Source organism: Niallia sp. FSL M8-0099 (genome assembly GCF_038006945.1).
Taxonomy (GTDB): Bacteria; Bacillota; Bacilli; order Bacillales; family Cytobacillaceae; genus Niallia; species Niallia circulans.
This window is the reverse complement of the sequence record NZ_JBBOWF010000002.1, coordinates 1958638-1984734: the sequence shown is the minus strand read 5'-3', so window position 1 is coordinate 1984734 and position 26097 is coordinate 1958638. Positions and strand designations below refer to the sequence as shown.

The 26097-nt window shown below is 34.6% G+C and carries 24 protein-coding genes; 1 reads left to right on the top strand and 23 read right to left on the bottom strand.

Annotated features, from left to right (window positions below; genetic code table 11):
• Positions 1–66: 66 nt before the first annotated feature.
• The 7 genes from NSQ92_RS24335 to NSQ92_RS24305 form a co-directional block, all read right to left on the bottom strand.
• Positions 67–1140, bottom strand: coding sequence for an ABC transporter substrate-binding protein (locus NSQ92_RS24335; protein WP_095331066.1), 1074 nt, complete (start codon positions 1138–1140; stop codon positions 67–69).
• A complete protein-coding gene (locus NSQ92_RS24330) occupies positions 1137–1940 on the bottom strand; it encodes an ABC transporter permease (RefSeq protein WP_047944212.1) in 804 nt (267 codons plus the stop codon). The genes NSQ92_RS24335 and NSQ92_RS24330 overlap by 4 nt, the downstream gene beginning before the upstream one ends.
• A 1-nt stretch (position 1941) precedes the next feature.
• The gene (locus NSQ92_RS24325) at positions 1942–2739 is read right to left on the bottom strand and encodes an ABC transporter permease (protein ID WP_047944213.1); all 798 of its coding nucleotides are present in this window, start codon (positions 2737–2739) and stop codon (positions 1942–1944) included.
• The gene (locus tag NSQ92_RS24320) at positions 2729–3835 is read right to left on the bottom strand and encodes an ABC transporter ATP-binding protein (protein WP_047944214.1); all 1107 of its coding nucleotides are present in this window, start codon (positions 3833–3835) and stop codon (positions 2729–2731) included. Before NSQ92_RS24320 ends, NSQ92_RS24325 begins: the two co-directional genes overlap by 11 nt.
• A gap of 45 nt (positions 3836–3880) precedes the next feature.
• Entirely contained in the window at positions 3881–4423 is a 543-nt protein-coding gene (locus NSQ92_RS24315) for a helix-turn-helix domain-containing protein (protein ID WP_047944216.1), read from the bottom strand.
• A gap of 272 nt (positions 4424–4695) precedes the next feature.
• Positions 4696–4947 (bottom strand): hypothetical protein, encoded by a 252-nt coding sequence (locus tag NSQ92_RS24310; RefSeq protein WP_047944217.1) that lies wholly within the window; start codon positions 4945–4947, stop codon positions 4696–4698.
• Positions 4948–5363: 416 nt separating this feature from the next.
• Positions 5364–6077 carry a hypothetical protein gene (locus NSQ92_RS24305; RefSeq protein WP_095322687.1) on the bottom strand — a complete coding sequence of 238 codons (714 nt, stop codon included), beginning with the start codon at positions 6075–6077 and terminating at the stop codon, positions 5364–5366.
• Between the two features lie 211 nt (positions 6078–6288).
• On the opposite strand from NSQ92_RS24305, the gene def reads away from it, so the two are divergent.
• Positions 6289–6870: a peptide deformylase gene (def, locus tag NSQ92_RS24300; RefSeq protein ID WP_047944219.1), complete on the top strand. Its 582-nt coding sequence runs from the start codon at positions 6289–6291 to the stop codon at positions 6868–6870.
• 62 nt (positions 6871–6932) lie between these two features.
• Here the strand turns inward: def and NSQ92_RS24295 are convergent, their stop codons facing one another.
• The 16 genes from NSQ92_RS24295 to NSQ92_RS24220 all read right to left on the bottom strand — a co-directional run bounded on the left by NSQ92_RS24295 (position 6933) and on the right by NSQ92_RS24220 (position 26086).
• Positions 6933–7835: a peptidylprolyl isomerase gene (locus NSQ92_RS24295; RefSeq protein WP_061800108.1), complete on the bottom strand. Its 903-nt coding sequence runs from the start codon at positions 7833–7835 to the stop codon at positions 6933–6935.
• Positions 7836–8021: 186 nt separating this feature from the next.
• Entirely contained in the window at positions 8022–9461 is a 1440-nt protein-coding gene (locus tag NSQ92_RS24290; protein ID WP_341153277.1) for a S1C family serine protease, read from the bottom strand.
• A 195-nt stretch (positions 9462–9656) separates the two neighbouring features.
• On the bottom strand, positions 9657–11078 hold the full coding sequence (locus NSQ92_RS24285; protein ID WP_047944222.1) for a sensor histidine kinase: 1422 nt from the start codon (positions 11076–11078) through the stop codon (positions 9657–9659).
• Positions 11079–11366: 288 nt separating this feature from the next.
• Positions 11367–12248, bottom strand: a complete 882-nt coding sequence (locus NSQ92_RS24280) for an ROK family protein (RefSeq protein WP_047944223.1) — start codon at positions 12246–12248, stop codon at positions 11367–11369.
• A 32-nt stretch (positions 12249–12280) separates the two neighbouring features.
• A complete protein-coding gene (locus NSQ92_RS24275) occupies positions 12281–13273 on the bottom strand; it encodes a Gfo/Idh/MocA family protein (RefSeq protein WP_095257985.1) in 993 nt (330 codons plus the stop codon).
• Positions 13274–13447: 174 nt separating this feature from the next.
• On the bottom strand, positions 13448–14398 hold the full coding sequence (locus tag NSQ92_RS24270) for a siderophore ABC transporter substrate-binding protein (RefSeq protein WP_061800086.1): 951 nt from the start codon (positions 14396–14398) through the stop codon (positions 13448–13450).
• 284 nt (positions 14399–14682) lie between these two features.
• On the bottom strand, positions 14683–15441 hold the full coding sequence (locus NSQ92_RS24265) for an iron ABC transporter ATP-binding protein (RefSeq protein WP_047944226.1): 759 nt from the start codon (positions 15439–15441) through the stop codon (positions 14683–14685).
• Positions 15435–16388: an iron chelate uptake ABC transporter family permease subunit gene (locus NSQ92_RS24260; RefSeq protein ID WP_047944232.1), complete on the bottom strand. Its 954-nt coding sequence runs from the start codon at positions 16386–16388 to the stop codon at positions 15435–15437. Before NSQ92_RS24260 ends, NSQ92_RS24265 begins: the two co-directional genes overlap by 7 nt.
• Positions 16378–17334, bottom strand: a complete 957-nt coding sequence (locus NSQ92_RS24255) for an ABC transporter permease (RefSeq protein ID WP_047944228.1) — start codon at positions 17332–17334, stop codon at positions 16378–16380. The genes NSQ92_RS24260 and NSQ92_RS24255 overlap by 11 nt, the downstream gene beginning before the upstream one ends.
• 234 nt (positions 17335–17568) lie before the next feature.
• Complete coding sequence (gene qoxD / locus NSQ92_RS24250) at positions 17569–17874, bottom strand: cytochrome aa3 quinol oxidase subunit IV (protein WP_047944233.1); 306 nt, start codon at positions 17872–17874, stop codon at positions 17569–17571.
• A gap of 6 nt (positions 17875–17880) precedes the next feature.
• Positions 17881–18483 (bottom strand): cytochrome aa3 quinol oxidase subunit III, encoded by a 603-nt coding sequence (qoxC, locus tag NSQ92_RS24245; RefSeq protein ID WP_095322681.1) that lies wholly within the window; start codon positions 18481–18483, stop codon positions 17881–17883.
• On the bottom strand, positions 18483–20435 hold the full coding sequence (qoxB, locus tag NSQ92_RS24240) for a cytochrome aa3 quinol oxidase subunit I (protein ID WP_047944236.1): 1953 nt from the start codon (positions 20433–20435) through the stop codon (positions 18483–18485). The genes qoxC and qoxB overlap by 1 nt, the downstream gene beginning before the upstream one ends.
• Positions 20425–21354, bottom strand: coding sequence for a cytochrome aa3 quinol oxidase subunit II (qoxA, locus tag NSQ92_RS24235; protein ID WP_047944237.1), 930 nt, complete (start codon positions 21352–21354; stop codon positions 20425–20427). Before qoxA ends, qoxB begins: the two co-directional genes overlap by 11 nt.
• A gap of 617 nt (positions 21355–21971) precedes the next feature.
• Positions 21972–24071: a PBP1A family penicillin-binding protein gene (locus NSQ92_RS24230; protein WP_047944238.1), complete on the bottom strand. Its 2100-nt coding sequence runs from the start codon at positions 24069–24071 to the stop codon at positions 21972–21974.
• A gap of 427 nt (positions 24072–24498) precedes the next feature.
• Entirely contained in the window at positions 24499–25650 is a 1152-nt protein-coding gene (locus NSQ92_RS24225) for a mannitol-1-phosphate 5-dehydrogenase (RefSeq protein ID WP_047944239.1), read from the bottom strand.
• Between the two features lie 4 nt (positions 25651–25654).
• Positions 25655–26086 (bottom strand): PTS sugar transporter subunit IIA, encoded by a 432-nt coding sequence (locus NSQ92_RS24220; RefSeq protein WP_047944240.1) that lies wholly within the window; start codon positions 26084–26086, stop codon positions 25655–25657.
• Between the last annotated feature and the right edge of the window lie 11 nt (positions 26087–26097).

Below are 26097 nucleotides of genomic sequence, written 5' to 3'. Positions count from 1 at the left end.
TTTTCTATAACAGGCGGTTACATACAAAAACAGCCCGCTAAAAATTCAGCGAACTGTCTTATTTCTTTATTTCCGATGCATCTTAAACTCCAAGAATAAATCATTATATTCTGCTAGAGAACGATGACCAAGATTTTCGTATACTTCTAATTTAGATGTCAATTCTTCATCTGGATAGAAACGTTCATCCCCAGTAATATCCTCTGGCAAAAATTTCATTGCCGCCTTGTTAGGAGTAGAATAACCGACATACTCTGTATTTTGGGCAGCATTTTCAGCATCTAGCATAAAATTAATAAATTGATGAGCCCCATCAATATTCTTGGCTGTTTTTGGAATAACCATATTATCGAACCATAGATTAGATCCTTCTTCTGGAACAACATATTCTACATCTTCATTTTCCCACATAATCTCAGCAGCCATTCCAGACCATAACACACCGATTGATGCTTCTTCATTTTCAATGAGCATACGAATTTCATCGCCTACAATTGCCTTTACATTTGGTGTTAAAGTATCCAATTTTTCCTTTGCTTCCCGCAAGTGATCATGATCTTTATCATTTAAAGAGTAATGTAAGCTATTTAAGCTCATCCCCATGATTTCTCGTGCACCATCTATCAGCATAATTTTATTTCTTAAATCCTTATCCCATAAATCATTCCAAGAAGTAATTTTCTTATTATCAAGCATTGCTGGATTATAAACAATTCCTACTGTTCCCCAGAAATAAGGAATGGAGTATTTATTGTCTGGATCAAAGGAAAGATCCATAAATCGGCTGTCTATATTTTTCAAGTTAGGAAGCTTCGAATGATCAATCGGAATTAATAAATCTTCTTCCTTCATTTTATCGATCATGTATTCAGAGGGAATCGCAATATCATAGCTTGTTCCTCCCTGCTGGATCTTTGTCATCATTGCCTCATTGGAATCAAAGGTTTCATAAATTATCTTAATCCCTGTCTCCTCTTCAAACTTAGAAATTAAGTCTGCATCAATGTAATCTCCCCAGTTATATACCGTTAATGTCTTACCACTCGTATACCCTCTGCTCGAATTTAATTGATGAACAATAAATAGCAGGATGAAGGCCAGTGCAAAAATAACAATTAATCCACGAATGAGAGACTTCATTTTCTCACCCCCGCTTGTGGAGTTTTATTAACACGTTGCGTAATGAAATAGTAACCAATGACCAGAAGCAACGTAAATAAGAATAATAAGGTCGATAATGCATTAATATTTAAAGAGATCCCTCGTCGTGCTAAAGAATAAATCTCTACAGATAAGGTGGTAAATCCATTACCTGTTACAAAAAATGTTACAGCAAAGTCATCTAAAGAATAGGTTAATGCCATAAAGAAACCAGCAAATATTCCTGGTGAAATATAAGGAATAATGACTTTTGTCAATACATCCTTCCAGCTTGCTCCAAGATCTAATGCAGCATCGACCAAAGTCGGACTCATTTCTTCCAGCTTAGGTAAAACCATAATCACAACAATAGGAATTGAGAAAGCTATATGTGACAACAGAACCGAAAAAAATCCTAGTTTAATTCCAATGATCGTAAAAAAGATTAAGAAGGAAGCACCAATAATAACATCAGGGCTTACAATAAGCACATTGTTTAAAGACAAAATAGAATTCCTTAAGCCCTTTTTTCTCATCATAGAAATACTAATAGCCCCAAGTACTCCAATAATAGTTGATACGGCTGCAGACAAAAGAGCAATAATAATCGTATTTAAAACGATTATGAGCAATCGTGTATCTTGGAACAACTCCTTATACCAGTCAAATGTAAAGGTATCAAAATCATGCATGGTTCCCCCGCTATTAAACGAGTAAAAAATCAAATAAAAGATAGGGGCATATAATATGATAAAAACAATGCATAAGTACAATACAGACCATTTTGATAGCTTTTTCATCTTATATCCCTCTCTTTCTGTTCCCCGTAAGAACCATGATGATAATCATACTAATAATCAAAAATACAGCTATCGTCGAACCCATTCCCCAATCTTGTGTAATCAGGAAATGCTGTTCAATCGCAGTACCTAATGTTATAACACGGTTCCCTGCAATTAAACGAGTGATCATAAATAGGGATAGAGCTGGAATAAATACAGCTTGGCACCCAGACTTTACTCCATTTAATGTTAGAGGAAAGACAATCTTTTTAAATGTCGTCCAAGATGACGCTCCTAAATCCTGGGACGCATCAACTAAGCTAGGATTCATCTTCTCTAATGCATTGAAAATAGGCAGAATCATAAAAGGAATAAAGATATACACACTTACAAATAGAAAGCTAAAGTCTGTAAAGAGTATTTGTTGTTCCCCAATTCCAAGGAAATTGAGCATTTGATTGGCTGCACCATGTGTTCCAAATATCCCCAAGAATGCATATGCCTTTAATAGAAGATTAATCCATGATGGTAAAATAATTAATAACAGCCATAATTGCTTATGCTTCGTTTTAGTTAATAAATACGCAGTAGGATATGCAATAATTAAGGAAAAGAACGTTATTAAAAAAGCATACCAAAAGGAGCTTAACGTCATTTTCAAATAAACTGGTGTGAAGAACTTCTGATAATTTTCAAACGTAAATGTCCCTTCAATATCAAAGAAAGAATAATAAACAACAAGTGCAACTGGAGCAATAACAAAAAGTACAATCCAAAGATAGTAAGGGACCGTATACCATTTAGTACTACTTTTCATTGGCTGCCCCCTCATACGCTTCTAGTCGTTTATCAAACTCTTCTTCTGTTTCTCCAAGGCGCATAACATGAATAGCCTCTGGTTCAAAATAAAGGCCAATTTCGGTTCCTACCGTTGCTTTCTTTGTAGAGTGAACAAGCCATTCATTTCCATCCTCGTCATACCCACAAATCTCATAATGTACGCCTCTAAATAATTGAGAGTCTACCTTTACCTTTAATTTTCCCGCTTCTAAAGAAGTAATTTCTAAATCCTCCGGGCGTATAACTACTTCAACAGCTTCATTATCGTCAAAGCCACCATCGACACAATCAAAAGTTTTACTGCCAAAATGAACAACAAAATCTTTTTTCATCGTCCCTGGTACAATATTCGATTCCCCGATAAAGTCTGCTACAAAACGATTAATTGGTTCATCATAAATGTCAGTTGGTGTTCCGCTTTGCTCAATGCGTCCTTTATTTAAAACAAAGATTTCATCTGACATGGCCAAAGCTTCTTCCTGATCGTGTGTCACAAAGATAAAAGTAATCCCTAATCTTCTCTGTAATTCTCTTAACTCATATTGCATTTCTGTACGAAGCTTTAAATCAAGTGCAGATAATGGTTCATCGAGAAGAATAATTTCTGGTTCATTTACAATAGCTCTTGCAATTGCAACACGTTGTCTCTGTCCACCAGACATCTCACTAATTTCTCTATTCTCATAGCCTTCCAAGTTAACAAAACGTAGAGCCTCTTTTACTTTTTCTTCAATTACTTGCTTCTTCCATTTTTTTATACGAAGACCAAAGGCCACATTTTCAAATACATTTAAATGGGGGAATAGCGCATAATCTTGGAAAACGGTATTTACCTGTCTTTTATTTGCTGGTATTTTATTAATCAGCTTACCGTTAAAGTAAATATTTCCTTCTGTCGGTTCCATAAATCCAGCAATTAATCGTAAAACAGTCGTTTTACCACAGCCAGATGGACCAAGCAATGTATAAAATTTTCCTCGCTCAATTTCAAAGCTTACATTTTCTAAAACGGTCGTATCTTGATCATAGCTCTTTGTTACATTTTCAAATTGAATAATATGCTGCTCAGACATAATATCCCCCTCTTCATTTATTTTTTTATTGTTTATGAATTCTTCCTATAAATAAGAATCTGTGACTACAAGAATTAATTCCGTAACATCATCTGCTAGATTTATTAATTGATGTTCCTCTGTAGCATGATAGTAAATAGATTCCCCTTTTTTAGCCCGATACTCTTGTCTGCCTAATTTCAACAGAATTTCCCCTTCTACTACGTATGCAAATGTTTCTGATAAAGAAGGTTCAAATTTTTTAAATTCTCCATTTTTAGAAAAGAATAGCCGTATTGGTTCCATTTCTTTTTCATTTGATTCAGGAACTAGCCATTGAATCCGATACCCTTTCTCTTCATCAAGAAAATCTGTTATATCTTCCTCTGTATAAACAACCTTCTGCTTTCGCTCTTCATCATCGAAGAATTCTTTCGGTGAACATCCCAACACTTCTAAAATATCAAAGAATGTCTCAATGGAAGGAGAACTTAAGTCTCTCTCTAGCTGAGATATATATCCCTTGCTTAAATCGGTTCTTTCTCCTAATTCTTCTTGTGTTAACCCTTTTTTCAACCGTAAATTCTTTATTTTTTTTCCAATTTCCATGATTCAACCTACTTTTTGTTTAGAAATAGTAAACTTGAAGGCACAAAAGTTTTGTATAACTAAACTCAAAGTTTAGTTATACCCAGTTATTATACATTAATTTCTTTAACTTTCAATCCCTTTTTCGCTCTGTGAACTATTTTCCAATAGCATTCATATAAATTATTTCTATAAAGCAAAAATGCCCCATAACATAATGTTTTAAAGCTTGTAGTGTTTGTAAACAAAACACCGCTCTACAACATTTTTTATGAGGCAACTGCGACCTTTTATTACTCTTCTTTCCCTGTCGCTAGTGGTATATACTTTCCGTTATCTATTTTTTCAATTTTTTTAAAATGAATCAGCTTTTTTAAAGATGCATTGCAATATGCAGAAGCATCATAGGAATCTCTACCAACTCTTATTCCAATCTCTGTAGGGCCAATCCCTACCTTTCCCCCTTTTTCCTTATACAAATCACACAGTGCGTTATAAATATTTTCATCTTTTTCCGTAATTCGTAGTTTGGAATATTGCTTCAATCTTTATTCCTCCTATTGCTCCCATTTTACTGCAGCTATTAACAGATTTCTTTTCCCTTACGTAACTATTCTTTTTCGTCTAAATTTTCCATAAACCATATATACTGTCTAAGTCTGCTAAGTTAAGCATACTAATCCTTTATAAAAATTTCAGGCTTTTATGCTATTTTTTTAAAAAATAGATAATACGTTTCAAAATCCCAATTGTTAATAGGACAAAAGGTTTATTTCAATATATTGAACACCTCTTCCTCTTTCCTATTTTTTTGGTAATCAATCCCCTATTGGTAAATGCTGTTTTTGACTCTTTTCCCCTATTTCGAATACACCAATCTCCTATTTTGTTCAAAATAATGAACAAAATAGGAGATAAAGAAAAAACACTTGAATTATTCAAGTGTTTTTTTAGGTAATATTTAATGTTCTCTGTTTAATTTATAGTGCTTTTTAAACATGAAATGTTCCCCATACGAGGGAAACAATTTTAACTTTTTCACTTCTTCTGGATGTTTAATCATCATTTCTTTTAATAACTCTTTTGGCTGTTTCTTTTCTGTCTCAATCCCCAACTCTTTCGCTTTCTTAATAATTTGTGTATCTCTTATCTCATCGGCGATTTGCTTAAAATCTTTTCCTTCCGTTTGAATATTAAGCTTTTTTGCTTCAGTCATAATCATTTTTTCTTGCACTTCTTTACCTAGCTGCTGCATTGTTTTTCCTTTTGTATCTATTCCCAGTTCTTTTGCCTGTTTCGAAATTTTCGCCTCAAACACTTCTTTCATTAATGTTTTGGCATCTTTCCCCTCTGTACTGATTCCTAGCGACTTTGCTTCCTCTTTAAGATGGGCAGTATGTACTTCCATCGCTATTTGCTGTAAATCTTTCCCCTCTGTTTTTATTCCTAATTTTTGTGCTTCCTTCTTTATTAATACGTCATGAATTTCTTTTTTAATCGCAGCTGTGTCTTTACCTTCTGTCTTTATTCCCAGACTTCTTGCCATTTCTATTAGAAACTGTTTATCTTCTTGGGTTATCTCTCTTTTCTCTGGAGCTGGAGTTGCACTTGCTAAAGAACTAAAGCTGGTTAATGCTATAGTAGTTAGCATCAACAGCAACATTATTTTTTTCATCTAACTCTTCCTTTCCATTTAAATAGGTAAAATTTATACCTTCATAGCCTTTCCTCTTCTTTGTTTTATATGTAAGATTTTCCTAAAAATATTTGCTTTTTTGTAATCCATTTTCTTATCTAATTAAGGATTTATGCTTAACCATTAGACATCTAAAGCTCCTTCTGCTATTTTACATATATACCATATTTGCTGGAGATGAGTTTATTAGATGAGTAAATTTACAAAGGAATATATTATAACCATGGAGGATATTGTGAGAGAAGGCGATCCTATCCTTCGTGAAAAAACAAAGGAAGTATCTATTCCTCCTACTGAAGAAGATAAAGAAGAGCTGCAATGCATGCTGCAATATTTGAAAAATAGTCAGGATCCAATCTTGTCAAAAAAATACCAACTACGAGCAGGGGTAGGATTATCGGCAAACCAAATTGGCTTAAATAAACGAATGTTTGCGAGTTATATGAGGCAAGAAAACGGTGAAGCATTGGAATATATGTTAATCAACCCTAAGATCATTAGTCATTCTACTGCCATGACCTATATTCCCGAGAGTGAAGGCTGTCTTTCTATTGATCGATCCATTGTTGGCTATGTTCCACGCTATCGTAGGATAACGGTTCGAGCATACAATATACATGGCGAAGAAGTAAAAATTAAATTAAAGGATTATGAAGCAATCGTCTTTCAACATGAAATAGATCACTTAAACGGAATACTATTTTATGATCATATCAATAGTAAAAATCCATTTGAGCTGCCTGCCAATGTGGATATTACTCCTTTATATTAACTTTTTATTTCTTCATTCTGAATATAAAAAAGCAGATAGCATTTGCTATCCGCTTTTTTTATTTACTTTTTATCTTTTTGATCTTTTTGATCTTTTTCTAACTTATTATCAATTTTATATTTTGCAGTAGCCTCATTTAACCAAGTACCAGCTTTTTCTTGTACCTTTTGTGCTAATAAAGCTTCTTTAATTTTCGCTTTTGAATCTTCTAATGTTGCTTCTTTTGCTTCTTTTTTACCAGTTACTTTAATAATATGGTATCCAAAATCTGTTTTAACTGGGTCGCTAATTTCATCTACTTTCATTGAGAACGCCGCTTTGTCAAAGGCTTCAACCATTTTTCCTGTAGTAAAGTAGCCTAATTCTCCACCTTTATCTTTTGTTTGTGTGTCAGTAGAATATTCTTTAGCTAATTTAGCAAAGTCTTCCCCGTCGTCTAACTTCTTCTTCACTTCTTTTGCAGTTTTTTCATCTTCTACTAAGATATGACTTGCCTCCACTTGCTCTGGAGTGCCAAAACTTGCTTTATTATCTTCAAAGTATGTTTTAATCTCATCATCTGTGATTTCGATAGACGGCTCAAGAATTTTTGTTACTTTTAGATTTTGTTCCACTTGTTCTTTAAATAAATCTTCTGTCATCCCATTTTGAGCTAACAACATATTAAAGGTTTCTTGCCCACCGTACTGTTTAATCATCTTGTCCAATTCTGCTTGGACGTCTTTATCCGTTACTTTCACTTTCGCTTTATCAGCTTCAAGATCTACTACTTTATTAGAGATCATCATATTTAATACAGTTGCGCCATATTGTTTGTTTAGCTCTTTATTTAGTTGCTCTTGTGTAATCTTTTCGTTTTCCACCGTTGCGACTGTTTTACTTCGTTGTGTTAGATAAACCGCTCCTATTATTAACGCTACTAGTACTACCGCTAGAATAGGAATAAGAACCTTCTTATTTTTCATATTAAGCTAAAATCCTCTCTGCACAAAATTTTGGATATAACGGGCATACCCCTATTATAACTCTTACACTATATTATCATATAATTATGACGAAATTATTAACAGATTTAAAAAAATTCCATCCTATTACGAAATAAGATGGAATTTTTTCGACAAATTTCGTATGTTTCACATGAAACTTGTCGATTAATTTATCGTATTATTACTTGTTAACGTTAATTCCACTTTTTGAGATTTGCCATCTCTATAAATTTCTAGTTTTACTTTGTCGCCAATTTTCACTTCTGAATATAGATATTTTCGTAAATCTGTTGAATTAGCTACTTTTTTGCCATCGATGGCTACAATAACATCCTGAACTTTCAAACCAGCTTTAGCAGCGGCAGAATTAGCATCAATATTAGTAATCATTACTCCTTCTGAAACTTTATTTGGCAGGTCTTGCAAATACATACGAGGAACTTCTTCTAAGCTTGCTAATCCTACTCCAAGATATGGACGTTCTACTTTTCCCTTCTCAATTATCTCATTAACTATTGGAATTAAGTCATTACTTGGAATCGCAAAGCCTAGTCCTTCAACACCACTATCAGCGATTTTCAAACTGTTTATGCCAATTACCTCTCCTTTTGAGTTGATTAATGCTCCACCACTGTTACCAGGATTAATAGCTGCATCGGTTTGAATAACATTAAATTCCCAATCACCGGCAGATGTATTTACTGTAATGCTTCGATCTACAGCACTTACTATACCTTGTGTGACTGTTCGAGACAGCTGTTGCCCAAGTGGATTACCAATAGCCCATACTTGATCGCCAGGTCTCAATGTAGAAGAATCGCCAAAATTGATAATATCAGAAGCATATTTAGCATCAATTCTTACTACCGCTAAATCAGTTAAGGCATCTGCCCCAATTAGCTTAGCCTCCGTTTTATCCCCGTTATAAAGGGAGATTTCTAATGCATTTGCTCCTTCGATTACGTGGTTATTTGTCACTATATATGCATATTGATTATCTTTCTTAAAGATAATACCAGATCCAGAACCAGATTCTACATCACTGGAATTCTGAGAAAATGGATTTGATTGCTTTTGCATGTTTACAATCCCTACAATTGCTTTAGAAGATGACTCCACCATATCCGCAATAGCTAATGTACCATCACTAGTTTTTGTATTCGATGTTGTATTGGCAGTAATTGCTCCCGTCTGTTTACCTTCCACTTTATTAGATAGCTCTGCGACCTGCTTTTCGAGCTTATCATAGGAATCATTATAAAGGTCTGTATGGGGAATCGTAAAAAATGTTAACGCAGAACCGACAACACCTGCTGCCAACAAAGAAAGGAAACCTTTTGTTTTTGAAGCATCTTTTCGAGTATTATATTGTGTTCTTTCCGAACTGGCTTCTGCTTGTTCTTCTTCTTTTTCAAGATGAACTTGCTCTTCTTTTCCAGCAGCATATTCCGCTTCTTCAAGCTTGTTTATTTCTTCTTTCACTACAGAATCTTCTGAAACTGTTCGGTCTTCCTTCTCTTCTAATATTTCTTCTCCCCCAAGGTTTGTATCTGCAGCCTCAGGGCGATCTTTCTCCCATTCATTTCTTTTTTCCAAATCACTCATTATTTGTTCCTCCTATTAACAAGTATCAACATATATTTCAGTTCATTACTATTCTTTTCATTTCTAATAATTTGTTTATACATACATAGTAACCATCATATATGAATAAATTATGAACAAAGTTTGAAAAGACATAGAAGAATTTTAGAACATTTTATTCCCTCAACCTATTTTATACAAGGCATGAAAGCTCTGTTACTTTTCTTCTGGAAGAGGGAAGAAAAGAGTAAAGGTAGTGCCTTTCCCTTTTTCGCTCGACACTTGAATATTCCCTTCATGGAACTGAACTAATTGCTTAACAATAGATAAACCAAGTCCAAATTCGCCGTAAGGGTTATTGGTTCTAGAGAGATCCGCTTTATAAAACCTTTTCCAAATGTTTTCTATTTCGTGTGCATCTATACCAATTCCAGTATCTTTTACCTCTATGATTGTTTTGCTTGCTTCCGTTCGTCCTCTTAACCATATATTTCCGTTCTCGGTAAACTGTATGCTGTTTTTCGTGATGTTCATAATGATCTGGATAAGCCGATCATAATCAGCATAAATCACAGCATCACTATCCACATCAATGTGGATTTTAACCCCTTTCTCCTCTGCTAAAATAGACAGCTGGTCATCAATTATTTCTAATACTTCTTGGAGGGAAATAAACTCCTTCATCAGTACAATTTGGTTGGAACGTATTTTATCATAATCAAGATTCTCATTTACTAATCGAATAAGTCTTTTTGCCTCATGGCTAATTAATTTCAGACCTTTCTCCCGCTCATTTTCTGGTATCATATTATTGTTTAATCCTTCTATGACACCGCTAATCGTTGTTAACGGGGTCTTTAATTCATGAGAAACATCTGACATAAATTGCCGTCTCCGATTTTCTAGTGCATCAATTGCTTCCTTCGACTCTCTTAATTTATCTACCATCTGATTAAAATCTTCCCCTAATTCTCCAATCTCATCAAATGTAGAAGAGGAAACTTTCACGCTATAATCTCCTTCTGCAACATGGCTTGTAGCTTCCTGAAGTTTTTTTATTCGATTAACATGTACTCTTGAAAAAATAAAGCTCATCAATAAGGCAATCGCAAACACTAGAAAAAGAATATAAATTAAATAGCGATTAATTTCCTGAATCATTTCTTTTGCTTCTAAAAGAGGTGACGTTAAGATGATTCCTCCCACAACTACATCATTAACAGAATACGGAATTGCAACTAAAGCTACCTCTTGGTCTCCTCTTTTTGTACTCGGTTTAATGACTGTACTGCGACCATCCTTTATTTCATCCCACTCTGCATGAGTAATATTGATATCCAAATCCTTTCCAAAAGACCAAATACGATTTCTTTGTGTATTGAAGATGCCAATCGTTATCCCAGTGCCCTTTAGCTCTTCCGAATATCGTAATAAGGTAGAATAAGTTGCTGCGGACCATAAATCCGCTCCTTGAACGTCTTGGACTATATTATATCCGTATCCCTTTAGTTCATCTGCCTTCATAGAGAAAACCAATTTCTCAATATAATGTGAAAAAACAAGACTTAATACTAATAGGGCTACGAGAATAACGCTTAAGTGACTAATTAGCTGCTGATAGATGTATTTAATTCTCATGTATTACCACCGTTTCATCAAATTTATAAATGGTTAAATTAATCATATCATATTTATTTAGGCAGAAATGTGGATATGCCAACACACTCTATTTACTTTTTTAAATATTTGCTTGGCTTTGGACAATATTGTGGATTTTCGCGAATTACGAGAAGTTTTCCGCGAATTATTAATGATTTTTAGCGAATAAGTCACATATTTTCGCGAATAAAATCTCCATCAGGAAAGCTAAAAACATAAAAAGGCCATTTAAAAGATATTCTCCTTTAAATGGCCTCCATTATTGACTTATCTTTCGTGAAAAACTTTTTCTGCAAGGAGAAGTCCACCTGTAATTCCAGCATTATCTCCTAAACCTGGTCTAACAATATATTCATTCATTTTATCCTGCACTTCAGGGTAGGAAACATAGCCATTTAAAAGCTCTCCCAAATAGCGATAAACATATGTTAACACATGCTCCTGATTCATAACCCCGCCGCCAAGGATAATCTTTTTGGGAGATAGAATAAGAATATATTGCATAAGGGCTTGTGCAATGTAATAGCCTTCCATTTCCCATACTTCCTCTTTATCACTTAAGTGAAATGCTTTCTCGCCCCAGCGTTCTTCAATTGCCGGCCCAGCTGCTAATCCTTCTAAGCAATCTGCATGGTATGGGCATCTGCCTTTATAGCTATCTTTGGGATGCCTTCTTACTAAAATATGACCCATCTCTGGGTGTGTTAATCCTTGCAGCAATTCCCCATTAATATAAGCTCCAGCGCCAATCCCTGTACCAATCGTTATATATAAACAATTATCCACACCTTTAGCAGCGCCTAGCTTTGCTTCTCCTAGTGCGGCAACATTTACATCTGTATTAAAACCAGTTGGAACAGAAAATTCATCTTCTATTGTTTTTAGCAATGGAAAGTCCTTCCATGCAAGCTTTGGTGTCGTTGTTATATTTCCATATGTGGCATTGTTTTTATCCACATCAATAGGACCAAACGAGCCAATTCCAATTGCGTCAACGGAAAACTTTTTAAAGAAAGCAATAACCTCTGGCATCGTTTCTTCCGGTGTTGTTGTTGGAATGGATATTCTTTCTTGGATATTTCCTTTTGCATCCCCTACTGCACAGACAAATTTTGTTCCACCAGCTTCAATAGCGCCGTATAGTGACATGGTTTCTCTCTCCTTATAATAGTTTTATATGCTTACTGTTTTGTATCAGCCGGAAAAACTATTCCCGTTTGTCTTCTTACCTCATCCATCACTTCCATTACCGCTAAAGAAATATTAAAAGAGTTAACAGAGGATTCGGTTTTTCCTGCCTTAATCAATTCTATAAATTCCTGTGCCTCATAAAACATCGAAGCTTCCTTTTGAGGAAGGGTAAGATTCTCCCCTTCTCCATTCCGTGGTATAAATTCTACTTTTGTAGGAGTATTCATTTGATTGATTATTAAATTGCCATCTTCTCCTTGGATTTCAGACGGAATATGAGAGTTGGTTATTTTCGAATACATGAGAATGATATCCATATCTGGATACTCTAGAATAATGCTTCCTTCGCCGTCAACACCTGTTTCCAATAAGAAACTATTTGCCTTAACTTTCTCTGGTTTTCCAAAAAGAAGTACCATAGGATAGAGACAATAAACCCCAATATCCATTAATGCTCCATTTGACAGCTCTGGCTTAAAAGCATTTAATACTGTTCCTTCTTTATAAGCATCATACCGCGAAGAATACTGACAATAACTTACAAATGCACGTCTAATTTTCCCAAGTTTATGTAAATTTTCTTGAACAACTTTAAAATTAGGAAGAAATGTTGTTTTGAGTGCCTCCATTAAAAGAACTTCATTTTCCTTGGCCGCAGTAATCATTTCTTTCACTTCTGCTGTATTAGAAGCCATCGCTTTTTCTGTTAAAACATGCTTTTTATTTTTCAAAAATAGGATTGCCTGTTGCGCATGATAAGCGTTAGGGCTTGCAATATATACAGCATCTATTTTGTCGCTCTTTGCCATTTCTTCTAAATTAGTATATGTATGTTCAACATTAAATTTAGCAGCAAACGCTTTCGCTTTATCCGCTGTTCGTGAGTATACCGCATTTAATTGAAAATCTTCTATTTCACCAGCTGCCTTTATAAAAGATTCTGTAATCCAATTGGTTCCGATAACTCCAAATTTAATCGTCATCCAAAGACCTCCTCATTCGATGAATATTCCCTTCTTCCCTTTTATTTTGGAGGGAACTCCTAAAAAAAGCAACTATCTACTAGAATTTTTATCTTTTGAAAATGATCTATTATTTTATTTACTATAAAAAAATCCAACAAGTAGTTTTTTACTCGTTGGACTCTTTACCCAGCGTTATTTGGAAATGGCTTCTGAAATTTCTTTAACCATCTCACTTGTTGACAGAAGACCGCCCCCTGATAGATACCAATAGCTTGGGTCTAAATAAACAATATGATCATTTTTAGCTGCATCAATTCCATTTATAAGTTTGTTATCAAGGACCTTCTCAGCAGAAGACTCCCCTCCAACAACTGCTCCTCTATCAATAACAAATAAATAGGCTGGATTTTTTTCTGCTACATATTCAAAAGTAACCTTTTGTCCATGTGTAGAAGCTTCAATATTTTCATCTGCCGGTGCCAGCCCAAAAACATCATGAATAATGCCGAAACGAGAGTTTTTCCCGTACGCACTTATGCTACCATCATTCACCAATAAGATTAAGGATTTACCATCTACTGCTTTTGCCTTTTCGTTAAGTGCAGCAATATCTTCATCTATTTTTGCTAATTCTTTGGTAACCTCTTGTTTCTTATCAAAAATCTCTCCAATAATATTCATATTATGCTTAAAGGAATTCATATAATCTGTTGTATCAACACCAAGATATACAGTTGGGGCAATTTTTTTCAATTCTTCATATGCAGCCGACTGTCTTCCAGAAATAAAGATTACATCCGGTTCTAATTCACTAATTGCCTCGAAATCTGGCTCTTTTAAACTACCTACATTTGTATATTTTGAATCTTCATATTTAGAAAGATATGGTGGAATATTCGCCTGTGGAACCCCGGCTACTTCTATTCCCAATTTATCTAAAGTATCTAAAACACCAAAATCAAAAGCAACAACTGTTTTAGGGTCTGCTTTAACTGTATCTTCTCCTAAATCATGGGTTACTTTAATTTCTGCCGATTTCTCGCTACCTTTCTTTGTATCAGCATTCGATTTTTCTGTATTTCCACATGCAGCTAATACTGCAAAAATGAATGTTAATAATAATAGGGAAAGCTTTTTCTTCATCTTATAAACACCTCTAAATTTAATTTATAAACTAAATTGAATGCATTGCATTTAAAGACAGAATACCCTATGATAAGGTATTATTAGCCTTTTTCCTTCCTCATTTTCCTAGAATGATTTAGGATTTTGCTAATATCTAATGGTAGTGTTATTATGGTTTTCTTCTGGCGAAGGGACTTATTTTTAAGTCAGCCATAATTACACTGCCTCCTTTCTATTTTTCTTCCACCATTAGCTTCTTTCTACAATGAATCAATAATTTATCCATAATCAATGTTCATTTTTTATGCGAAATAAACACATATTCTTTGATTATTTATTTCTTCAATTTGCATATCCATTTCATAAATATCTTTCAATACTTTTTGATTAATGATTTTTTTTGCTGGTCCATCGTTTATGATTTTGCCATTCTTTAATGCTACGATATTATCGGAATAAACTGAGGCAAAATTGATATCATGGATTACGATTACTACTGTTTTCCCCAGCTCTTCTACTAATCTTCTTAGAACCTTCATTATTTGGACAGAATGCTTCATATCTAAATTATTTAATGGCTCATCCAATAGGATATATTCTGTATCTTGAGCAATTACCATCGCAATATAGGCTCTTTGCTTTTGTCCTCCACTTAGTTGATCTATGTATTTATGCTGCATATCTTCTAATTCCATATATTTAATAGCTTCGTCTACCATTTTCTCATCAAGGGCATTTAATTTTCCTTGCGAATATGGGAATCGGCCAAAGCTGACTAGTTCTCTTACAGTTAAGCGGAGGTTTATATGGTTTGCCTGTTTTAAAATAGAAATTTTCTTGGCAAGATCATTACTCTTCGATTTATCGATATGCTGTCCATCAATATAGACATCTCCACTGTCTGCTTTCGTTAAGCGACTTATTACTGAAAGCAATGTACTTTTCCCTGCTCCATTTGGTCCAATAAAAGAAGTGATTTTCCCTTTCTCTACTGAAAGAGAAACATTATCGAGCACTTTTTTGCCCCCATATTGTTTGGTAATATTCTTTACTTCTACCATGCTTTTCTCTCCTTTAGTAATAGATAGATAAAATACACTCCACCTACAAAGTTAATTATCACACTGATTGTCGTTGAAAAAGTAAATACACGTTCTACAATCAGTAACCCACCAACTAAAGAAATAATACTCAATAAGATAGATCCAGTAATTAAAGTTCGGTGTTTATATGTTTTTAAAAACTCACGAGCTAAATTAACAACCAATAATCCAAGAAAGGTGATGGGTCCCACTAAGGCAGTGGAAACCGACACTAGGATCGACACCACAATTAGCATACGGCGTACTACTTTCTCATAATCAATTCCTAAATTAATGGCCTGGTCTCTTCCTAATGACATAACATCAAAGAATTTACTATATCTCGTAACATAGACAGACACAATAGTAACAATAATAATACTGATTATTAAAATATTGGTGTTTACATTATTAAAACTTGCAAACATTTTATCTTGGATAATAAGGAACTCATTTGGATCAATTAACACCTGCATAAAGGAAGAGAGACTAGAGAAAAAGCTTCCTAATACAATTCCAATCAACAGCAGTAATAATATGTTTTGATTATCTCTCCTAAAGAATAGCTTATAAAGAATACTTGAGAAAAAAACCATTAAAACGACGGATAACAAAAAATTAATATTGCTATTCATCACAGTCATTGTACTTGAACCAAAAACGAAAACCACTACAGTTTGAATGAAGAGATAAAGGGAGTCTAGTCCTAAAATACTCGGTGTTAAAATACGATTATTTGTAATCGTCTGAAATACCATCGAAGTAAAGGCGATACAGCCGCCTGTTAAAAGAATCGCGATGATTTTTATGGCTCTACGTGGAATCACATATTCCCAGTTATTACCACTAACCTTTATTAGCATAAATATGGAAATTAATAATGCTGCCACTATAGCTAGTATTATTAGTTTTACTCTAGGTTGCATCATAAGACTTTCTCCTTACTAGTAAATACAAGAATACTCCACTTCCAATGACACCCACCATCACACCGATCGATATCTCATACGGATAAATAATCACTCTGCCAAGAATATCACAGAATAATACAAAGACTGCTCCTAATAATGCTGTATGGGTTAAGCTATTTTTCAGATTATCTCCTCTGTATAACGAAACAATATTGGGAATAATTAGACCTAGAAAAGGAATCATTCCTACTGTCAGCAATACAACAGAAGAGACTAACGCTACGATAATTAACCCTATATTCACTACTCTTTTGTGATTGAGACCAAGATTAGTAGAAAAATCCTCACCTAGTCCAGCAATTGTGAATTTATTGGCATATAAGTATGCAACAATAACCATCGGAATACTTATGTAAAGAAGTTCATAACGTCCTTCCATGATTAAAGAAAAATCTCCTTGTAACCATGAAGACATATTTTGAATCAAATCATATTTCATGGCAAAAAAAGTGGTAATCGAGCTAACAATATTCCCTAGCATTAAACCGATTAATGGAATAAAGATAGCGTCTTTAAATTTAATCATATTAAGTATTCGCATAAACAAAAAGGTTCCTCCAAGTGCGAATACAAAAGCGATTAACATTTTAATAATCGGGCTCTCGCCTGTAAAAAGCATTAAAGCTACTAAAATCCCAAGTCTCGCCCAGTCCATTGTTCCAGCAGTTGTAGGAGAAACAAATTTATTTCTCGATATCTGCTGCATGATAAGTCCACAAATACTTAGACTAACACCAGCTATAATAATACTGACTAAGCGAGGAAATCTGCTAATCAGGAGAATTTCTCTCTGATCTGCTGTTAAATGAAAAATATTTTGTGGATGAATATCAATTACTCCTACAAATAGGGAGATGATAGATAAAACTATTAACATTATAGTTAAGTGTCTAATTTTCATAGTGCCAATGAGTAATATTACTCGTTTCCCTCACTCCCAACTTCATCGCAAATGATTTTCATTATCATTTAGATTCTTTCTTTATTTTATCATCTTTTTCTAGCCCGTCAATGCTTTTTAAAAGGCCAAATGTAATTATCACAACATTTCAAAAATAATAATCCCTATTACCTAGTTATTTAGTCTTTTATATGCAAAAAAAAGCCCCCAAAGGGAGGCTTTTTTCTAACTTTATTAGTAATGTACGTGTCCTGACGTCATTACCCAAATTGTTCCACCGGCAACGACAATTGCGCAGAAGAAAGCATAAATGATATTAATAGTCTGTACTTGCCCTTCTCCTTCTGTAAGATGCATAAACATAAACAGTTGAAGAATTGCCTGAATCACAGCTAATGCCCCGATAATCCACATTACAGTAACCATTGGAAGATCTGTATATAACTTAGCCCCTACAGCTGCGAAGGTAAGTAATAAAGAAACAATAAAACCTGCAATATGACTAATTGGAAATTTTTCATTTTCATGATTTTTTGCCATCTTTTATTACCCTCCCATTCTAGCAAGATAAACGAATGTGAAGATGAAAATCCACACAACGTCTAAGAAATGCCAGTATAAACTTATAATAAATGTCTTACGAGCAGTTGTTGGTGTTAAGCCATGTTTAAGCAATTGAATAATAATCAATATCGCCCAGCCTATACCTAAGGATACGTGCAATCCGTGTGTTCCTAGCAATACAAAGAACGAAGAAAGGAAGGCACTTGTCTGCATTGTCGCTCCTTCATGTACATAGTGAATAAATTCATTTACTTCCACAAAGACGAAGCCTGCACCCAATGCTAAAGTGATAATTAACCATGTTAATAATCCTTTTAAATTTTGGCGACGCATATACCAGATAGCGATCCCACAAGTGAAACTACTTGTTAATAGTAAAAGTGTTTCAATCATTACATCTTTTAATTTAAATAATTCAGCTGGAGTAGGTCCGCCTGCAAAGTTATCCTTTAAAGATCCATAGGCTGCAAATAAGGTAGCGAATAATACAACCTCCGCACCAAGGAAAATCCAGAAGCCTAGAATATTTAAACGACTTTGCTCTGTTTGATATTCTAGTGGTAAGGACTTATCGACTTTTGCCATTATTTCTCACCTCTCCATGCACGTTCCGTTTTCTTAATAACATCCAGTTTAATATGATAACCTTCGTTATAATCAAAGGAACGAATGATTAAGCCAACAAAAATACCTAAGCTACAAATTGCAGCTGGAATAAACCATTCAAATATTAGGAAGAAACCGACGATACCAAATACAACACACATATAGAATGGAAGCCCAGAATTGCTTGGCATGTGTATTTCCTCTAGTTCTTCCTCTTTTAATACTAAGCCTTCATTATTTTTCTTCATATACCAGAACGCATCTAATGCTTTTACTTCTGGAGTAATTGCAAAGTTATATGGCTGAACTGGTGAAGCTGTATGCCATTCTAGTGTTCTTGCATCCCATGGATCTGTAGAAATCTTTCTATCTGCATAACGAGTACTATAGTAGATGTTATAAACTAGTACGGCAAATCCAGCAGCAAGAATAAGAGATCCGATTGCTGATAACATGAACAATGGTGCAAATCCAGATTCCGCTGAGAAAGTATAAGAACGTCTTACTGCTCCTTTTAAGCCTAAGAAGAACATAGGCATAAAGGTTACATTAAAACCAATATTAAACAACCAGAAATGCCATTTTCCTAAACGTTCGTTTAATGCATAACCAAACATTTTTGGCCACCAGTAATAGAAACCAGCAAATACTGCATATACAACACCTGGTATTAATACATAGTGGAAATGAGCTACTAAGAATAATGTATTATGATATTGATAGTCTGCTGCAGCCATTGCCAGCATAACTCCCGTTACCCCACCAATAGTAAAGGTCGGAATAAATGCAAGCGCCCATAGCATTGCCGTTGTAAATTGGATACGTCCTTTTCTCATAGTAAACAACCAGTTGAAAATCTTAACCCCAGTTGGAACTGCGATTAACATAGTTGTGATTGAGAATACAGAGTTTACAACTGGTCCAGATCCCATTGTATAGAAATGGTGAACCCACACAAGGAAACTCAATAATGCAATACCGACAATAGAAATAATCATTGAATTATAACCATATAGGCGTTTTTTCGAGAATGTAGCAATAACTTCAGAGAACATTCCGAATGCAGGCAAGATAACAATATATACCTCTGGATGTCCCCATAACCAGAATAGGTTATTCCATAACATCGCATTTCCTCCACCAGAAATCGTGAAGAAATGAGTTCCGAATAGACGGTCAAATGTCATTAATGCTAATGCAACAGTTAAAATAGGGAATGCAAACACAATAATTACGTTTGTAATTAATGAAGTCCAAGTAAACATTGGCATTTTCATTAAGGTCATCCCTTTAGCACGCATTTTCAGGATTGTCACAATAAAGTTAATACCTGTCATTAACGTACCAATACCTGCGATTTGCAGTCCAATTGCATAGAAGTTGTTTCCAACTCCTGGTGTAAATTCTTTCCCCGCTAGAGGGAAATAGGATGTCCATCCTGCATCAGGAGAACCACCAATTACGAAAGAAATATTGAATAGCATTGCTCCACTGAATGTTAACCAGAAGCTTAATGCATTCAATTGTGGGAACGCAACATCACGTGCACCAATTTGCAATGGAATAACTACGTTCATTAATCCAATCAATGCTGGCATCGCCATAAAAAGAATCATGATAACACCATGCGTTGTAAATACTTCATTATAATGCTGTGGATCTAAAAATTTCATTTCAGGAGCTGATGTTTGATATTTCATCATCAAACCGTCTACTCCACCACGGAAGAACATTAATACGGCAACAATAATATACATGATACCGATTTTTTTGTGATCAACCGTTGTTATCCATTCATCCCATAAATATTGCCACTTCTTAAAATAAGTAACACCAACTACTACAGCAAGCATGGTTAGAATAATACCTATTTGAGCAGACAATATTAGGGGATCACCAGTAATAACAATGTCATCCCACTTAATGTGCATCCTTTTCACCTCCGTCAGACTCTTGATTCTTTTCAAAAGTTCTACCTGGATATCCATGAACTCGATATAACTCAGGGTTTAAATAATAGTTTGAGTCTCCACCTTTACCGTGGTCAATCCACTCTAAATGTGTATTAGAGAAAGTCATACGCCCTAAATGTGTAGGCTTGATAATTTCTCTGTATTTCTCCTCTGTTAACTTAGGAGCAGTGTCTTTTACTTCATCTACCCATTTATCATAATCCTCAACAGATTTTGCTTCGACATCAAACTTCATCTCCGCATAACCTTTACCGTTAAAGCTTGTATTTTGTCCTTCATAGTTACCTGGGTTATCTGCTACCACATAAAGTTCTGTTTCAGCACCATACATTGTATACTTTTGACCAGCTAAAGCAGGAATCCAAAATGATTGCATTGTACCAGCAGAAGTTAATTTAAACTCAACAGGTACACCAGCAGGGATATTTACATAATTAACTGTTTCAATCCCCTCTTCTGGATAACTAAAAATCCATTTCCAATCTGCAGAAGTAACGTTAATCACTACTGGATCACGATCTTTATAATCTTTTGGAACATCTTCTAAAGCAAAGATTGTTTTTACAGTTGGAACCGTTAATGCAATGATTATTAAGAACGGTATTACAGTCCAAACAATTTCAAGCTTTGTGCTTCCATGTTCATCTGGTTCATAGTCAGCATTTTCTTTTGTTGCACGATACTTCCAAACTATGTAGCCAAATAGTGCAAAAACTACTAGACAAACAAAAGCCATTAATACAATTGACCAGTTAATCAAGTCCGTAATACTTCTAGCAACAGGACCTTGCGGGTCAAATACTACCATGGATTCACAGCCACTTAAAATGAATAATGGTACAATTGCTAAAAGCGAAACTAAAACTCCCTTTTTCATTTGTACAGCTCCTTCCATATAAATTAAAATGTTAAATTATTCACAGAATGTTCGATATTTAGACACAGAACATTCATATTACAGAGGTAAAATAGGAATTATTACTACCTGTATGATGATATCATATCTTGAACCTATTATATGTGACAAAAAACGTAAGTATAATTTTACCAATTTTCACATTTTCTATCCTTATGTTTTCCTATATTCAAGATTTTATCAACCTTTTTATTATAGCAGATACCATTATTAAAATCCACGTCCACAATTATGTCACAAACATTTTTACAAATTAGATCATTTCTTCAAATCTCCTTTTAAAAACGCTTACATCAATTATAATTTATACTGGTTGCTTTTTCCATCATTTTATTCGTGTTTTTCCTTCTGTAAATGAACATTCCCCCTTTTATTTATTCTGTTATATTTATCACAGGCTCGATATAAATAAACCTCATACTCTTTCCTAATTCTATCCATTATTTATCTCTAGTTATACAAAATTATAAGAAACAAATCTTCCCTTCTTGCTGCTTATGAAAAAAAGATAGAAATTTATACTGATACTAATAGCAGCTGCCACTAGTATCAGTATCTACTTCTATCTTTTGAAACGATTAATTTCCTAGTATTTCTTGTAATTTCCCTTTTACCTTATCATTTACCTTTTTCGCATCTTCTTTAATCTCGTCTACAACTTGGCTCCACTTGGAAGAATTCTCTTTTATAGTTGTTTCTATTTCTTCTGCTTTCTCTTTAATTGCCTTTTTCGTTTCTTCTACTTTTTTATTTACATTTTTACTATCCTTATTTGCAAGTCTATCACTTACAGATTGAACCTGAAAATTCTCTGGCTCTACATATTGTACGGCTTGATCCATAATTGTTTTGAAAATTGGTACTACATCGCCAGAACTTTTGCTTGGCAGATAATGATTGTTATCTGTTTTATCATATCCAAGCCACATCGACCCAACTAAATTAGGGGTATACCCTACAAACCATTGATCCTTTGTACCAGGAATATTCGAATCCTTTAATTGAGTGGAACCTGTTTTTCCGGCAAGTTGAAATCCTGTTATTTTTGCTCCTTGGCCAGTTCCTGATTTAATAACATCCAATAACATGGAGGTCATGTCATTTGCCACGGATTTGGAAGTAACTCTTGTCGATTTTGGCTCATATTCAGCCACAACATTGCCTGTCGGTCCAACAATTTTTGTAATCAAATGACTTTCCATTCGGACTCCCTCATTAGGAAATGTAGAATAAGCGCTCGCCATTTGTAATGGTGAAACACCACTGTACATCCCGCCTAAAGCTATTCCTAGATATTCATCCTCTTTTTCATAAGGAATGCCGAAGCGATCAAGGGATTTAAGACCATTTTCCAAACCAATTTTATCTAGCAGCCAGACTGCTGGCACATTTAAAGAGTCTTCTAATGCTTCATACATCGGAACTTCGCCTCTATAAGTCTTCGTGAAGTTTTTCGGTTCATAATCACCCTTTTTGAAAGGCTTATCTTCAAGCATAGAGTCAATTTTATACCCTTTTTCTAAAGCAGGTGTATAAACAGCAAGTGGCTTCATCGTAGATCCTGGCTGGACTTTAATTTGAGTAGCTCGATTAAAGCCTCTGAAAACTTGCTCTCCTCTTCCTCCCACTAATCCTCTTACTCCCCCTGTTTCCGGATCAAGTAAAACCGCTCCGCCTTGCACTAGTGTTCCATCATAACTTCTTGGAAACAGGGAATCTCTTGCAAAAGTTTTTTCTAAAGTAGATTGAAGGTTTTGATCCATTTCTGTATAAATCTTATATCCTCTTTTTAAGATTTCTTCTTGTGTAAGTCCATACTTGCTGATTGCTTCATCGATCACTGCATCTACAAAGTAGGGATAATCTCTTTCAATAAAAGATCCTCCCCCATTTTCTAATACAATTTTTTCGTTCACTGCTTGCTGGTACTGCTCTTCTGTAATTTTTTTTAACTCTGCCATTTTCTTCAGAACAAGGTTGCGGCGATTAATCGCACCCTCATAATTTTTATAAGGGTCTAATGCAGATGGAGCTTGCACTATTCCTGCTAGCAATGCAGCCTCACTAATAGATACATCCTTAATATCTTTATTAAAATATTTCAATGATGCTTGGCTGATACCCCAGGCACCACTGCCAAAATAAACGTGATTCAAATACATTTGTAGAATTTCATCTTTTTCATAATGCTTCTCTATTTCTACAGCAAGGAATAGTTCCTCTGCTTTCCGCTTATAGGTCTGTTCGGAAGTTAACAAAGCATTTTTTGTTAATTGCTGGGTAATCGTACTTCCTCCACCAGTAATTCTCCCTGCAAAAATATTCTTAAAAAACGCACGGCTGATCCCTTTAATATCAAACCCATTATGTTGATAGAAACGTTCATCTTCGATAGAAACAACTGCGTCTGGAACATATTTTGGGACATCCTTTAATTCAATGCCTTCTGTTCTTTCCGTTCTTATTCGAGTTGCTTCATCTCCATCTTTGTCATAAATAATGGTCGCCTGACTTAAGCCAGCCTTTAATGTACTAACATTTGCTTGTGTTGCTAGGTACGTAAAATATAATATCGCTAATAAAACAAATAATAACAAAGCCAACAGTATAATTTGGGTAAGATGTCTCTTTTTCCAGAAACGTCGAAACCCTTCCCAATATGGTTTTAATCGATCCATCTATTACCTATCCTTTACTTTTACTCATAGAATAAATCTTCTTCCGTTTTTCTCTCTAATCATTAGACGGTTATTTTCTCTTATATGTTGCAACTATCTATGAAAACTATATTCTCTTTTTTTCTAAATTACAAGAAGGGATCTCTATCTAATATTACCAAATTTAACTAGAATAGGGGTTATTGTTTATCCATTTGATTTCTTGGGAAAAGAATAAGTAAAGGCTAAAAGGATGTGAGAGATAATGAAAAAAATGTTCAGACGACTAATTACGTGGGGACCTATCATTTATCCCTTCGCCAAAAAAATGTGGGACAAGCGCAAACAGTCAAAGGCAGCCTCAGCATTAGCAACACGCTCTAAGAGCTTCTAATTACTCTAGAAATAAAAAATCCAATGGGCTTTGAAACCTCATTGGATTTTTTATTTATGCATTTATTTTGTTATAAGTAAGCACTACTTCTTTCACTAAAGCATGATCTTCGCTTAAACCAGAAACTTCACTAAAAGCAGCTTGAACTCCTTTTTCATCTATTAAGTTCTTTAATTCAACAGACTCTTGATCTTCTGCTGTATAAAAGTGAAGAGCCGATGCCATTACTTCTACTAAATAAGAAGGAATTTCTTTAAACTCATTATAGTATGCTAGCGCTGGAGCAACTAATCGATCATTCCCGCCCAATTTTCGAAGCGGTGATCTACCAACTCGTTTTACATCGTCTACAATATAAACATTCGCAAAGCGGCCTAAAATTTTGTCGATATATTTTTGATGATCTGCTGCATTAAAACCATATTTTGCTACTAATACTTTTCCCGTTTCTTGTAAAACATGAAGCACCTTTTCTTTCACATCTTCATGTTGAATTGTTTCAGAAATGGTTTCATAATTCTTTCTATTGCCTAAATAGGCTGTTGCTGCATGACCAGTATTTACAGTAAATAACTTTCTTTCAATATATGCCTGTAAATTATTTACGAAATGCGCCTCGGCAATTTCAGGTTTCGCTCCTTTAATTGCCGTTTCATCTACAACCCACTCATGGAAAGGTTCTACCAGAACATCTAATAAGTTTTCATTCTTCTGGTTTGGCACAATTCTATCTACAGCTGAGTCAGGGAAACCAACGTATTCCTCTGTCCAAGCTGCTTCCTCTTCATTTAAATGCTCTAACACAAACTGTTTAAGGGCACTACTACCACCAATCATATTTTCACAAGCAATTACATTAACAGGTGTTTGATTACTTTTCATTCGTGCTTTAATTCCGTCAGCAATTAGCGGCGCGATGAACTTTAGAATATTAGGTCCGATAGCTGTAGTCACAATGTCTGCATGGATAAATTGTTCAACCACTTGTTCTGGATTTACTTTACTATTAATTCCTTTAATATTCTTAACTGTGAATTGATCTTTCGCTTCATTTGCCAATAAAACATGATATTGACCAACACGATTAATTTCATCGATAATCTGTTCGTTTACATCCACAAAGGTAATAGCATAATTTGACTGATGTAGTAATAGACCAATAAATCCTCTACCTATATTTCCAGCTCCAAAATGAATAGCATTCATCGTATTATTCTACCTCGCTTAAAATTTGGATTATTTCCTCTTCTGATTTCGCAGCAACTAATTTTTCGACATTTTCCATTTCAGAACATACAATGGCAATTTGTGATAACAGCTCTAAATGTTCGCCATCCTTCCCAGCAATTCCAATGATTAATTTAACAATATTGCCATCTCCAAAGTCTACGCCGTTTGGTGCTTGAATAACAGATAATCCAGAGTTTAATACTGCTGTTTTTGCTTCATCTGTACCATGGGGAATAGCTAAGAAGTTACCCATATAAGTTGATGAAATTTCTTCTCTTTGCAGCATAGCTGGGACATAATCCTCTGAAACATAGCCTTGTTCCACTAGAATTTGACCTGCTTTTTTGATAGCTTCCTCTTTACTTGCTAGACTGCTGTTTAAAATAATGTTCTCTTTTTTTAAAATACTCATTGTTTATTCCT